Source organism: Faecalimonas umbilicata, from assembly GCF_004346095.1.
GTDB classification, from domain to species: Bacteria; Bacillota; Clostridia; order Lachnospirales; family Lachnospiraceae; genus Faecalimonas; species Faecalimonas umbilicata.
On the sequence record NZ_SLZV01000003.1, the window covers coordinates 29,904 to 42,768 of the forward strand.

The window sequence follows — 12,865 nt, forward strand, 5'->3', positions numbered from 1 at the left end:
ACTTTAAGAACGGCCAAATTCAGACAGAACGAGTCCCTCGTTTCGATCCAGTGTCATACGGATGCTCCAACTATTGACAAACAGAAGAAGCGGACGATCCTTTAAGTCCTTGATCTTCTTCATGTCAGAAGTTCCGATTACTTTATCAAGATCAATGTCTGTATTCTCAATCCAGCGGATGTGCTCATATGGAAGCTGATCCATGCGGATCTCCACATTGTATTCATTTTCCAGACGGTATTTTAATACGTCAAACTGAAGCACACCGACAACTCCGACGATAATTTCTTCCATCCCGGTGTTGTACTCCTGAAAAATCTGGATCGCACCTTCCTGAGCAATCTGATTAATTCCTTTGATAAACTGCTTACGCTTCATCGTATCCACCTGACGTACTCTGGCAAAATGTTCCGGTGCAAAGGTCGGAATTCCCTCATAGCAGAACCGCTCTGCTGAAGTCGTAAGAGTATCCCCGATCGAGAAGATTCCCGGATCAAACACACCGATGATATCTCCTCCGCAAGCCTTCTCTACCATCTTCCGCTCACTTGCCATCATCTGCTGCGGCTGAGAAAGACGCACCTTTCTTCCTCCCTGCATGTGATATACTTCCATGCCCGCCTCAAACTCACCGGAACAGATCCGCATGAACGCAATACGGTCACGATGCGCCTTGTTCATATTTGCCTGGATCTTGAAGACAAATGCAGAGAAATCCTTCTCAGTCATCGGGTCAATCTCTCCTTTATCTGACTTTCTCGGAAGCGGCGAAGAAGTCATAGAAAGGAAATGCTGCAAAAATGTCTCCACGCCGAAGTTCGTGAGCGCAGAGCCGAAAAATACCGGAGAAAGTTCTCCCTTGCTTACCAGTTCCTGGTCAAACTCAGCACTTGCTCCGTCTAACAGTTCCACTTCTTCCTCCAAAAGAGAAAGTGCATCTTCCTCGATCAGTGTACTCAGCTCCGGATCATCCAATGAAATTTTCTTCACTTCTCCCATTTTTGTTCCCTTTTGTGTGTCTGAGAACAGTTCAATTTCCCGATGTTCTCTGTCATAGACACCTTTAAATGCCTTCCCGGAACCGATTGGCCAGTTGACCGGACAGGTTGCAATCCCCAATTCTTTCTCGATGTCATCCAGCAATTCAAACGTATCTCTCGCCTCACGATCCATCTTATTGATAAAGGTAAAGATCGGGATATGACGCATTACACAGACTTTAAATAGCTTTCTCGTCTGCGCCTCCACACCTTTGGATGCATCGATCACCATCACCGCAGAATCCGCAGCCATCAGTGTACGATAAGTATCCTCCGAGAAGTCCTGATGTCCCGGTGTATCCAGAATGTTAATGCAATATCCATCGTAGTTAAACTGAAGCACGGAGGAAGTCACTGAGATTCCTCTCTCTTTCTCAATCTCCATCCAGTCTGATACTGCATGTTTTGCGGTCGCTTTCCCTTTGACAGATCCTGCCTGATTGATCGCGCCGCCGTATAATAAAAATTTCTCGGTCAATGTCGTCTTACCGGCATCGGGATGAGAAATAATCGCAAATGTTCTTCGTTTCTTTATTTCATTCGTAATATTTGACATAATGTTCTCCTGCTTTGCTTTTTTTCAACGTTTCTATTATAGCAACTCTTTTTTTGTTTATCAACAAAAACTATTTTTCTTCTGCCTTTGCCTCTTCTTCCCCACTATGTATCGGTGTGATCACGATATTCTGCGGGGCAATCCCTGTTTTTCTTGTGACGATATCTTCAATCTGTGCACGATTAGCATCTGTCAGATCTGCGTTGCTTACAACCACATCTGCACTGTCCACCGTCAGATTGACGACCGTCTCTGAAAATCCCTTCGATGCAAGAAGTGTCTCCACTGCCACTTCCTTCTCAGACAGATCCGTCAACTGGATCATCTCATTGACTGCCTGCTGCTTCTGCTCTTCACCGATCTCCGCATTATCAATGATCGCCTGAAGCGTCTCCTTATTCTTTGCGCGCACTTGTTCTCTGGAAACTTTTGCCTCCGCTACTACTTTATTCGCCTCCCCGCTTGTAAGTACTGCCTCCCCCGGTGTTCCATCTACCGAATCCTCCAGCGCTGCCTCCTTGTCTGTACTCTCAATATCTCCTGCCGTCTCAGCCAGCTCCTGCTCAGAGATATCAAGCAATTCTTTGTTCGCCAGTTCTCCGCTCGTCTCCTTCCCTTCTGCTCCTCCAAACAGCTTTCCGGAATAGTTCAAGTATCCCGCCACCGCGATCATAACTGCCAGTGTTGCAATGATTACCTGATTCTTCTTAAATAGTTTTTTCAAAATGAACCCTCCTTCTTTGAATCACTCTGCTTCATTATTTTAATTTTATGCGTTTCGATACCAAATAATGCCTGCACTGCCTCCGTGATTTCCTTTCGCACGACGGCATCATCCCCTCCGGCTGCACTTACAAGCACTCCTTCCACCTGAGGGTGTACTTCCTTTCGCACATACGGTGTATGCGCTCCTTGCGCAGTATCTTCAAACACTGTTTCCTCTCGTCTTGCAGACTCGCTTTTCTCCAAATCTTTCTCCACGACTTTCTCTGCCGATGTGCGAAACGTAATCATCACCCGCACCTTTCCCACACCTTCGGTCCGTTTTAAAATATCTTCCAATTCTCGCTCCATCGTTTCCCGATACGTATCCAAATCCGTCGTCTTTCTATCATCTGCCTCACTCGTTCCTTCTTTTTCCAAGCTTTCACCCGGTTTCGGAGTCGGAATTGCAATGATCACAAGAAGGATCCCGACAAGAAGCACGACCAGCAGTTGATGTTTCTTCGGAAATCCTTCTGGAAATTTCCAGTCCCACCGTTCCCTATTCACTGTACTCTTCCCCTCCTTCTTTTTCTCTTTCCTCAGCGATTTCTTCTTCCTGCATTCTGTCTTGTTGTGGATTGTTGCCGCCATAGTCTTTTGGAAGATAATCTTCCGGGCAGATTTCCTTAAGGTACTTTGTCTGCTCCTCGATCTTTCGCAATTCCTCCTCATAAGTATGCTTCTGAAACACTTCTTCAAAAGTTTTTTCCATTCCGGCAACCTTTAGCAGCGGACTGATCACAAGCAAGATCAATAAAAGTCCTGTGAAAAATTTCAGATACTTCCGGTATCCATCACCGGGGATCAAATGAAGTGCCGCTGTCATAAGCACCATATAAAACGCAATATTTTCCACCCATTGATACAGTCCCTCTGTCATCTTTCTCTCCTTCAAATGCATTAAGTTGTCGATGCTGTGACGATCACGATCGTCAGCAGAAACAGTAATCCCGTCGTAAAGATTATCCTCAGCAGAAGCTGATACCCTTTGCCGATTCCAGAAATGCAGCCGACAATCCGCTGATCCGATACCGGCTGGATTACCGCCGCCACCAGTTTGTAGAGAAATGCGACCACTGCGACCTGCAAAAACGGAACCGCACAGATTCCTACGCAGATGATGGCGCCGGTAATCCCGATACTGTTCTTGATAAGAACGGTTGTCCCAAGAACAACCTCCGTCATTCCTCCAATTGCATCCCCGATACCGGGAATTGCCTCTGCAGTCTTTGTCACCACCCCTCTCTTGACAGAATCGATCACCGGAAGCAGCATTCCCTGAACAAGATTCAGACCAACGACACATGCAAGAAGTGTCTTAATGCTCCAATCGATTCCCGTGTGGATCAGATCTGCCATTTTCGATAAATATTCTTCGGAAGAAAGATGATTCAATAACTCCAATATGGTATAGACCTGTACAAATGGAAGCAGGACATTCAGGATCAAAAGCTCCACAAGAAAGATCAAAAATAAAACCAGATTATAAAACGCTGCCGATGTCATACCCCCATTTGCAACGGCTACTGCGAGAAAGTAGACCGGTCCAAGCACCTTCATAAATGAAGTCAGAATGGTCAGTCTCTGCGCCGTAAGATCTGTCATCATCCGAAAACCATTTAAGCACACGGTAAATAATAAAAGATACAAAAGATAAAAACTAATCTCTGAAATCTGGCGGTTTGGAAATATACCGGAAAAATTGGCAAATACAGCCGCAATCACTGCAAGCATCAATATATACACAAGACTCTTTTTGCTCTGCCCAAACTCATAGGCAACCTGATCTTTCACAAACTGTCCGACCGCCTCAAACGACATCGGAAGATCTCCTTTTTCAACCTCTTTCACCATCTTGGAAAAATCCATCTTCCCTTCCGGGAACATGCTTTCGAGCGCCCCCGTCACTTCCTCAAAGCCAAACTCTCCGAAAAGAGCCTCCTCCACAGCTTCCTTTGCATCCTTAAGCGCCTGCTCTTCTTCTATCTCCGATGCCTCTGCATGCGCTGTCGACAAAAAAAGCAACAGCAGCGCAAACAGAATTCTTGTCCACCATGCTTTTTTTCTGTCCCATACCGGTTTCTGCTCTTTCATGTGCCTCCTCCCAACTCCCATTTTCACTACGTTAAAAATGCATGAATCGTCTCCAACAGTGCCAGCAGGATCGGCATGCCAAGCGCCAATATCGTCAGTTTACTGAAAATCTCAATCTGGGATGCCACCGTCTGATAGCCGGCATCTTTGCAGATTCCAGAGGAAAATTCCGCTGCATAAGTGATTCCCACCATCTTTAGCAGTGTACCAATATACGCCCGGTCAATGGTGATCATATCTCCAATTGCACGAAGCGTCTCAAGGATAATCTCCAGTCTCCCTACAATATTCAGAAAAATGAAAATGCTGACCGCCACACTCAGGTAGATGCCATACTCAGATTTTCCATTTTTAAACTGAATCGCAAGCAGCGCGCCCGCCACACCCACAAGTCCAATCTGTACTGCATTCAACTCGTATCCCCCTTCTCCATCTCTTATAAGGAAAATAGCTGCTCAATGGAATGAAACAGTTCCTGAATATAGGGAAGAATCCAAAACAGTACGAGCAGAAGCCCTGCAAGACTTGTCAGAAATGCCTGTTCCTCCCGGCCACTGTGTTTTAATACCTGACATAGTACCGAGACGAGGATCCCGACTGCCGCAATCTTAAAAATAAGCTGAACACTCATGTACTCCTCCCACTAGATCAATAAAATTGTAATAAAAATCCCACTCATCACACCGAGACAGCTGCATAGTTTCTGCTTCGCAGCCAGTCCTTCCCGCACGTCTTGTACTTCCACCTTCAGTTGTTCCAGATACAGATCGATCGCCCCTTCCTGGGCATGTCCGCCGAGATACCCGATACTATTTCCAAATTCTTTTAATTCTTCTAACTCTTCCCTCGTAAGCTTTGTTGTGCAAAGTCGCTCTTCCACCGCACAAGACCATATTTCGGCAAAGGAACTTCCCGCACGTCTTGCAAGCTGTCCGGATACCTGTGTCAAAAACAAGCAGTACGGCGCCTTTACTTTTCTTGAAATGCGGGCAAATGCTTCCTCAAGCGGTGCGTGCGTGTATGCGATTTCTTCTTTTAACAACAAAAGGATCCTCCGCAGCCATTTCAGATCGTTCAGATGTCGTTTGAGATCAGCCGCCGTCAGATACCCGATTCCACTCGTCCCAAGAACGATCAAGATAATTCCGATTCCTTTCACATGCATGCCCCCTTCTCGTATTGTTCTCGGTAAAGCAGTGTTCCTCTTTCATCATAAATTCCTTCTACCTCTCCGATATGAATCCCATTTTTCAAAACAACGTAACGACCAAACCTCTTTTTCTGAATCAGCTGCTGCAGCACAGGTTTCTTTTGCACCTCTGCCATCGATGTGCCATGAACAGTTGCCAGCATACGGCATCCGCAATGCATTGCGTACTCCATCGCATGAATATCCTCCGGCGCCCCGATCTCATCGACTGCAAGTATTTTGGGAGCCATCGACCGAATCAACATGAGCATTCCCTCTGCCTTGGGACATCCATCTAAAATATCCGTGCGGATCCCAAGCTCATTCTGTGCAATCCCAAGATGACATGCCCCCAGTTCTGAGCGTTCATCGACCACGCCTACACTTTCCCCCTGAATCCATCGATTTCCGTCTGAAATCTGACGGATCAAATCCCGCAGCAATGTTGTCTTCCCACATCCCGGAGGGGAAATGATCAGCGTGTGGTACAGCTGTTGATCGTATGTAAGATACGGCAATACTTTCCCTGCACAGTCCTTTACCTCATGTGCCACCCGGATGTTGACGGATGAAATATACTGGATATTCTTTATCGTTCCCTGATCCATAATCACTTTTCCTGCCATTCCTACCCGATGTCCTCCTTCCACTGTCAGAAATCCCTGTCGCAGCTCCTCTTCAAAAGCATATAAAGAATAGCTGCTGATATAATCTACCGTCTCGCGCATTTCTGTCTTCGTGACAAGATGCGGTTTTCCATTCCGCTTTGGAATCCTCTCTTTTCCACGGATATTTAAGATTACCGGACTTCCTACACGAAGACGGATCTCCTGAAGTCCTTCCATGTCTATCTCTTCCTGGCTGATCAGTTCCTGAATCTCTCTTGCAAGAATCTGCAGCACCTGACTGTTTTTTCCGATTGCTCTGTTCATCTTTGTCCACCTCTTAAAACAGTATATGAGAAACTTGTCTGTTTAGAACCAGATTCTCACACGGAATGTATTTCGATAAGAGTCCGAAGAACTTTTCTATGCAAAAAAGACTCTGCACAGATTTCCCTGTACGGAGTCTTTTTCGTATATTTATAAAATTCAACTTCTTATTCTGCTACATCTTTGATGGAGAAGCTCATTCTTCCCATCTTATCTTTTCCTAAGCAGACTACTTTGACTTTATCGCCAAGTGTCAGAACATCTTCTACATTTTTGATGCGCTCTTTGGAAATCTTGGAAATGTGTACCATTCCTTCTTTACCCGGAGCAAATTCTACAAACGCTCCAAATTCTTTGATGCTTACGACTTTTCCTTCCAGCACCTGTCCGGCTTCAAAGTCTGTGACAATGATCGCAATCATCTTCATCGCTTCTTCCATCGCCTCTGCATCTACACCGCATACAGACACTGCACCGTCATCTGTAATATCAATCTTCACACCAGTCTGTTCAATGATCGCATTGATCGTCTTTCCGCGCTGTCCGACAACATCACCAATCTTTGCAGGATCAATCTGCATCTGACGGATCTTCGGAGCGTACGGTCCAACAGAAGCACGCGGCTCTGCAATCGCCTTGCTCATTACTTCATCTAAAATATAAGTTCTTGCTTTCTTTGTGCATGCAATTGCTTCCTCGATGATCGGTCTTGTCAATCCGTGAATCTTAATATCCATCTGGATTGCTGTGATACCTTTATGTGTTCCGGCAACCTTAAAGTCCATATCTCCAAAGAAGTCTTCGAGTCCCTGGATATCTGTCAGAACGATATAGTCATCGTCTGTCTCCCCTGTCACAAGACCTGCGGAAATTCCTGCCACTGCTGATTTGATCGGAACACCTGCTGCCATCAGCGACATGCTGGATGCACATACACTTGCCTGGGAAGTAGAACCATTTGATTCAAATGTCTCTGATACTGTACGGATCGCATACGGGAACTCGGCCTCGCTTGGAAGTACCGGTACGAGCGCTCTCTCTGCAAGCGCACCATGTCCGATCTCACGACGTCCCGGTCCTCTTGACGGCTTTGTCTCACCAACAGAGTATGACGGGAAGTTATAGTGGTGCATATATCTCTTGGAAGTCTCTGCCTCATCAAGACCGTCAATTCTCTGCGCCTCTGAGAGCGGTGCAAGTGTTGTAATAGTACAGATCTGTGTCTGACCTCTTGTAAACATTGCGGAACCGTGTACTCTCGGAATCAAATCAGTCTCTGCTGCAAGCGGTCTGATCTGATCGATCGCTCTTCCATCCGGACGCTTGTGATCTTTTAAGATCATCTTGCGGACAGTCTTCTTCTGATACTGATATAATGCTTCTCCTAAGAGTTCCAGCCACTCTTCGTTCTCTGCAAATGCTTCTTCTAACTTCTCACGGATCACGCGGATATTTTCTTCTCTGACTTGTTTTTCATCTGTGAATACCGCTTCTTCCATCTCTTCCGGTGTCACGATCTCTTTGATCGCCTCAAACAATTCTTCCGGCACTGCACAGCTTGTGTATGCATGCTTTTCTTTTCCACACTCTGCCACGATCGTATCGATGAACTTGATCACTTCCTGGTTCACTTCATGCGCCGCAAAGATCGCCTCGATCATCTTCGCCTCCGGCACTTCATTTGCACCTGCCTCGATCATAATGACCTTATCTCTTGTGGAAGCAACTGTCAACTGCAGATCAGAAACCGCTCTCTGTGCCGCATTCGGATTGAATACAAACTCTCCGTCGATCAGTCCTACCTGTGTAGTAGAAGTAGGCCCATCAAACGGGATGTCAGAGATTGCTGTGGCGATCGCAGAACCTAACATTGCTGTCAGTTCCGGGCTGCAGTCCGGATCCACAGACAATACGAGGTTATTTAATGTCACATCGTTTCTGTAATCCTTTGGAAACAGAGGTCTCATCGGTCTGTCAATGACACGAGATGTTAAGATCGCATTTTCAGACGCTTTCCCTTCTCTCTTGTTAAACCCTCCCGGGATCTTTCCTACCGCATATAATTTCTCTTCATACTCAACGGAGAGCGGGAAGAAATCGATGCCCTCTCTCGGTTTTTCAGATGCTGTCGCTGTCGATAATACAACCGTCTCTCCATAGTGCATCAAAGCCGCACCATTGGCCTGTGCTGCCACTCTGCCTACATCGACACGCAGAGTTCTTCCGGCTAATTCCATTTCAAATTTTTTAAACATACTGTTCTCCTTTTCTTCGCCGGCAGGCTGTACCGAAACTACTGAAAAATACATTTCTGCTTTGGACGCTGTCAACACTGCTGACAGTTCCTGCGGAAATATGCTTTTCAGTGGTCTCGGCTCATACTTTCCTGCCGTTTTTCATAAACTTCTGCACCGAATGTTTTTCATCCGGCACTTGTAACTGAAAACAAGGGATGGCACGAATAACCATCCCCTGCTAAAATCACTTTGATTATTTTCTAAGTCCTAAACGTTCAATTAAAGAACGGTATCTTTCAATATCAGTTTTCTTTAAGTAAGCAAGTAAGCCTCTTCTCTGACCTACCATTTTAAGAAGACCTCTTCTTGAATGATGATCCTTTGGATTTGCTTTAAAGTGATCTGTTAATTCATTGATTCTTGCTGTTAAGATTGCGATCTGAACTTCCGGTGAACCTGTATCTCCTTCTGTTCTTCCGTATTCTGCAATAATAGCCTGTTTCTTTTCTTTTGCGATCATGTGATGATCCTCCTTTATTCTTTCTTATTATTAATATTTGAGCGCCAGATATTAAGTAACGGTTGGAGTCTTCCAGTTACCGGATATCGGCTCGTAAATCCTTAGTTAGATTAGCATAATTGAATTTGTTTTTCAAGATTTATTTTCAATTTTCTTTTCTTTTCTCAGTTTTCGTCACTATGCACAATTCACAGTTCCCTGCGTTTAATCGCTGCAATATCTGCTTCCATCTGGCTTTTCAGCTCCTCCACAGAGGCAAACTTGCGCTCCGGCCGCACAAACGAGAGCAGTTCTACTTGGATGGTCTGTCCGTAGGTTTCTCTGTCGAACGAAAAAACATTGACTTCTAAAATCAATTTTCCATCCGCATCCACAGTCGGCTTATTGCCAAGGTTCCCAATCCCTTGATAATAGTTCCCATCAATCCGCACACGGCACGCATAGACGCCGTTTGGCGGCGCCAGCTTTCCGATATCCGGAGTGATATTCATCGTCGGAATCCCAAGCTTTCTCCCAAGCTTTCTGCCATGCTCCACCACACCACTCATTGCATACGGATATCCAAGCAATTCTCTTGCCACTTCCATATGTCCGGCGCGGACTTCTTCTTTGATATAAGTACTGCTGATTTCTCTGCCCTGATACAGTTCTTTGTCCACGACTTCCAGCTCGTATCCATATATCCCTGCATACTGCTTCAGCATATGAATATCTCCGCGTTTCTCATGTCCAAAATGAAAATCTGTCCCGACCGCAATATACGCTGCATGGAACTGATCCACCAGCACTTCTTTGATGAACGTCTCTGCTTCCATGCCGGATATCTCCTCCGTAAATGGACAGTCAATCAGATAATCTGTCTGTCCATCGAGATGCTCATACCGTTCTTTCCCGGTCATCAGACTTTTCTTCTGTTTGCCCAGTCGTTCATAGAGCGGAGCCATGTCAAATGCAAAGACAACACTTACCACCTCTTTGGATGCATGTGCCTTCACACGGCTGACCAGTTTCTGATGGCCTCTGTGCAGGCCGTCAAATTTCCCCAGTGTCACTGCAGCTTTTCTCTGTTCCTGATAGCATTCTAGTTCTCTTACATACTGCATGTCATTTCCTCTTCTATCCTTATCCGTATTGTGAGATTTTACTTTTCGTAGAACATCTTCTCGAGCCGGAACATCTTTTCCTCCTGACGGTAGCGATAAATTCCGACAAACACTCCCTGCGCATCGTACACCCGCACCCGTTCTTCCGGCTCATACTTCTCTCTTTTCTTTACAAAAGAAAGGGAAAATGGATTGCCGTTGTACAGATACTGGTTTCCAGCCTCTTTCACATCCACACTCCTGCATTCTGGAAACATGGCATCGATGGGAATGATTGCCTCCATCAGCGTCCCGTCCTGCTTCTTCTTTTCAATCTCACCTAACGTCAGGCTATCTCCCAGCTCAAAACGACTTACTTTTGTCCGAAGCAGTGATTCCATACAAGCCCCACATCCAAGTTTTTCCCCAATGTCATGACAAAGTGTGCGGATGTAAGTCCCCTTTGAGCAAGATACTTCCATCGTCACTCGAGGCAGATCTATCTCCATGATCTCAATGCTGTGGATCTGGACCGGTCTCGCCTTCCGCTCAACTGTCTTTCCTTCCCTTGCCAGTTCATAAAGCTTCTTTCCCCCGACTTTCAATGCGGAATACATCGGCGGAACCTGCTCATAATTCCCGACAAACTTCTGAATACATGCAGTTACCTCTTCGACTGTAAGCGATGCGGTATCTTTTTTCTCCAGCACTTCTCCGGAACTATCCTGTGTATCTGTGACAGTCCCAAGCAGCATCACCGCCCGGTATGTCTTATCCTTATCCGTCAACAGATCACAGAGTTTTGTCCCTTTCCCAAGGCATACCGGCAGAACTCCTGTCGCATCCGGATCGAGTGTCCCGGTATGGCCGATCTTTTTCTGACCTAAAATCCCTCTGAGCTTTGCCACGACGTCGTGAGAAGTAAACCCTTTTTCTTTATATACATTGATCACTCCGTGTATCATCTGTCTTCTGCCTTTCTTTTCTCCATTTTCTTTTGTCTGTTTCTAGAGCTGTTTTTGGATTTCTTCTACCAACCGGGAAAGAATTTCTTCTGCGCTTCCTTTCATGGTAACACCTGCCGCTTTCTTATGACCACCACCGCCAAATTGCTGTGCGATCCGGCTGACATCTACTTCACCCGTTGCCCGCAGACTGACTTTAAACTCATGATGAGATAATTCATAGAGAAAAATCGCCACTTCAACCCCTTTCGTCACGCGAAGCTGACTGACGATCCCATCCAATTCTTTTGGTTTTACTCCATAAACATCCATCTCTTCTTTTGTCAAAAAGGATGCGATACATTTCCCATCAAGAAGCAGTTTGCTGTCCAGCAGTGCCTTCCCAAGCACTTGATTCTGTACATAAGATTTCTGATAAAAAGTACGGTCAATGATTCCGGAGTAGTCAATGCCTTTCCGCATCAGTTCGGCTGCCGCCTCCATCGTCTCCGGCGCAGTGCAGGAATACTGAAATACCCCAGTGTCATGTACAATACCAAGGTACAGACATTCTGCGATCTCCTTTGTAATCTTTTCTTTGTCTAACAGACGATACACCAACTCCGAAGTAGAACTTGCATCCGGGTCGATCTCATTTTCATCAGCGAATGCCTGATTGCTGATGTGGTGGTCGATGCACGCTGTCCGTCCTGCCTGCTCATAGAGCATTTTGGAAAATCCAAGACGATCCGAATCGCCGCAGTCCAAAAGAATGAAAAGATCATAGGTTTCTGTCTCTGTGACTTCCGAACGGATATCTGCTGCCGCACCGATAAACCGAAAAGAATCCGGCACCGGCTCCAAGTAAACATCCACTGTAATCTCCGGGTAATTTTTCTGAAGATACTGATACAATCCGAGTGTAGAACCGACACAGTCTCCATCCGGGCGGACATGTCCGCCTAGCGCCACACGGCGGACTCCCTGCAATAATCTTTCTAATTCCATATTTTCGCTTCCCTCTATTTGATATCCTTTGTCACTTCGTCGATTTTCTTAGACATGCTCACGCCATATTCAATGGACTGATCCAGAACAAATTTGACTTCCGGCGTATTTCTCATATTGAGACGATGTGCCAACTCTCTGCGGATGTATCCTTCTGCGCTCTGAAGTCCTGCAACAGTATCCTGCTGTGCCTTCTCATCCCCAAGAACGCTGATATAAGCTTTACATGTCTTCAGATCCGGTGCTACTTCCACAGCAACAACCGATGTCATCGGTGCCACTCTAGGATCTTTGATCCCGTCACGAAGGATACTGCTTAATTCTCTCTGTACTTCCATGTTGACTCTTGTATTCTTAATACTGTTCTTTCTCATCGTTGTTCTCCTTTCCATGCTTAGATGTGCCGGAAACTGCGATTTTCAGACTATATCTCTCGGACATTGATCAACCTCCTTAGTCTGAAAATGCAGTTTCCCCAACTTCTCTATCTTATTTTTT

15 protein-coding genes are annotated in these 12,865 nt (G+C 45.7%); all 15 read right to left on the reverse strand.

The window, feature by feature from the left end; genetic code table 11:
* Window positions 1-3: 3 nt before the first annotated feature.
* The 15 genes from EDD74_RS01890 to rbfA all read right to left on the reverse strand — a co-directional run bounded on the left by EDD74_RS01890 (window position 4) and on the right by rbfA (window position 12,741).
* Window positions 4-1,596 carry a peptide chain release factor 3 gene (locus EDD74_RS01890; RefSeq protein ID WP_116442134.1) on the reverse strand — a complete coding sequence of 531 codons (1,593 nt, stop codon included), beginning with the start codon at window positions 1,594-1,596 and terminating at the stop codon, window positions 4-6.
* 70 nt (window positions 1,597-1,666) lie between these two features.
* Window positions 1,667-2,320 (reverse strand): SpoIIIAH-like family protein, encoded by a 654-nt coding sequence (locus tag EDD74_RS01895; protein ID WP_008975809.1) that lies wholly within the window; start codon window positions 2,318-2,320, stop codon window positions 1,667-1,669.
* A complete protein-coding gene (locus EDD74_RS01900) occupies window positions 2,317-2,868 on the reverse strand; it encodes a hypothetical protein (RefSeq protein ID WP_008975810.1) in 552 nt (183 codons plus the stop codon). Before EDD74_RS01900 ends, EDD74_RS01895 begins: the two co-directional genes overlap by 4 nt.
* Window positions 2,861-3,241, reverse strand: a complete 381-nt coding sequence (locus EDD74_RS01905) for a stage III sporulation protein AF (protein ID WP_008975811.1) — start codon at window positions 3,239-3,241, stop codon at window positions 2,861-2,863. The genes EDD74_RS01900 and EDD74_RS01905 overlap by 8 nt, the downstream gene beginning before the upstream one ends.
* Window positions 3,242-3,261: 20 nt before the next feature.
* Window positions 3,262-4,455 (reverse strand): stage III sporulation protein AE, encoded by a 1,194-nt coding sequence (locus EDD74_RS01910; protein ID WP_116442133.1) that lies wholly within the window; start codon window positions 4,453-4,455, stop codon window positions 3,262-3,264.
* 26 nt (window positions 4,456-4,481) lie between these two features.
* Window positions 4,482-4,868, reverse strand: coding sequence for a SpoIIIAC/SpoIIIAD family protein (locus EDD74_RS01915; RefSeq protein ID WP_008975813.1), 387 nt, complete (start codon window positions 4,866-4,868; stop codon window positions 4,482-4,484).
* Window positions 4,869-4,891: 23 nt separating this feature from the next.
* Complete coding sequence (gene spoIIIAC / locus EDD74_RS01920; protein ID WP_008975814.1) at window positions 4,892-5,086, reverse strand: stage III sporulation protein AC; 195 nt, start codon at window positions 5,084-5,086, stop codon at window positions 4,892-4,894.
* 12 nt (window positions 5,087-5,098) lie between these two features.
* Window positions 5,099-5,620 (reverse strand): stage III sporulation protein AB, encoded by a 522-nt coding sequence (locus tag EDD74_RS01925; protein WP_039861331.1) that lies wholly within the window; start codon window positions 5,618-5,620, stop codon window positions 5,099-5,101.
* Window positions 5,611-6,576 (reverse strand): stage III sporulation protein AA, encoded by a 966-nt coding sequence (gene spoIIIAA / locus EDD74_RS01930; RefSeq protein WP_009261751.1) that lies wholly within the window; start codon window positions 6,574-6,576, stop codon window positions 5,611-5,613. Before spoIIIAA ends, EDD74_RS01925 begins: the two co-directional genes overlap by 10 nt.
* Window positions 6,577-6,743: 167 nt before the next feature.
* Window positions 6,744-8,831, reverse strand: a complete 2,088-nt coding sequence (locus tag EDD74_RS01935; protein WP_016438987.1) for a polyribonucleotide nucleotidyltransferase — start codon at window positions 8,829-8,831, stop codon at window positions 6,744-6,746.
* Between the two features lie 235 nt (window positions 8,832-9,066).
* A complete protein-coding gene (rpsO, locus tag EDD74_RS01940; RefSeq protein ID WP_008975818.1) occupies window positions 9,067-9,333 on the reverse strand; it encodes a 30S ribosomal protein S15 in 267 nt (88 codons plus the stop codon).
* Between the two features lie 188 nt (window positions 9,334-9,521).
* Complete coding sequence (locus tag EDD74_RS01945; protein ID WP_008975819.1) at window positions 9,522-10,436, reverse strand: bifunctional riboflavin kinase/FAD synthetase; 915 nt, start codon at window positions 10,434-10,436, stop codon at window positions 9,522-9,524.
* A 38-nt stretch (window positions 10,437-10,474) separates the two neighbouring features.
* Window positions 10,475-11,380 carry a tRNA pseudouridine(55) synthase TruB gene (truB, locus tag EDD74_RS01950; protein WP_008975820.1) on the reverse strand — a complete coding sequence of 302 codons (906 nt, stop codon included), beginning with the start codon at window positions 11,378-11,380 and terminating at the stop codon, window positions 10,475-10,477.
* 42 nt (window positions 11,381-11,422) lie between these two features.
* Entirely contained in the window at window positions 11,423-12,367 is a 945-nt protein-coding gene (locus EDD74_RS01955; RefSeq protein ID WP_008975821.1) for a DHH family phosphoesterase, read from the reverse strand.
* Window positions 12,368-12,381: 14 nt separating this feature from the next.
* The gene (gene rbfA / locus EDD74_RS01960; protein WP_008975822.1) at window positions 12,382-12,741 is read right to left on the reverse strand and encodes a 30S ribosome-binding factor RbfA; all 360 of its coding nucleotides are present in this window, start codon (window positions 12,739-12,741) and stop codon (window positions 12,382-12,384) included.
* Window positions 12,742-12,865: the final 124 nt, after the last annotated feature.

Coding starts and splice junctions, on each gene's coding strand:
- truB (WP_008975820.1), bottom strand. CDS start 11,380: ATGATACACGGAGTGATCAATGTATATAAAGAAAAAGGGTTTACTTCT.
- EDD74_RS01945 (WP_008975819.1), bottom strand. CDS start 10,436: ATGCAGTATGTAAGAGAACTAGAATGCTATCAGGAACAGAGAAAAGCT.
- spoIIIAC (WP_008975814.1), bottom strand. CDS start 5,086: ATGAGTGTTCAGCTTATTTTTAAGATTGCGGCAGTCGGGATCCTCGTC.
- EDD74_RS01910 (WP_116442133.1), bottom strand. CDS start 4,455: ATGAAAGAGCAGAAACCGGTATGGGACAGAAAAAAAGCATGGTGGACA.
- rbfA (WP_008975822.1), bottom strand. CDS start 12,741: ATGAGAAAGAACAGTATTAAGAATACAAGAGTCAACATGGAAGTACAG.
- rpsO (WP_008975818.1), bottom strand. CDS start 9,333: ATGATCGCAAAAGAAAAGAAACAGGCTATTATTGCAGAATACGGAAGA.
- EDD74_RS01890 (WP_116442134.1), bottom strand. CDS start 1,596: ATGTCAAATATTACGAATGAAATAAAGAAACGAAGAACATTTGCGATT.
- EDD74_RS01935 (WP_016438987.1), bottom strand. CDS start 8,831: ATGTTTAAAAAATTTGAAATGGAATTAGCCGGAAGAACTCTGCGTGTC.
- EDD74_RS01905 (WP_008975811.1), bottom strand. CDS start 3,241: ATGACAGAGGGACTGTATCAATGGGTGGAAAATATTGCGTTTTATATG.
- EDD74_RS01925 (WP_039861331.1), bottom strand. CDS start 5,620: ATGCATGTGAAAGGAATCGGAATTATCTTGATCGTTCTTGGGACGAGT.
- EDD74_RS01955 (WP_008975821.1), bottom strand. CDS start 12,367: ATGGAATTAGAAAGATTATTGCAGGGAGTCCGCCGTGTGGCGCTAGGC.
- spoIIIAA (WP_009261751.1), bottom strand. CDS start 6,576: ATGAACAGAGCAATCGGAAAAAACAGTCAGGTGCTGCAGATTCTTGCA.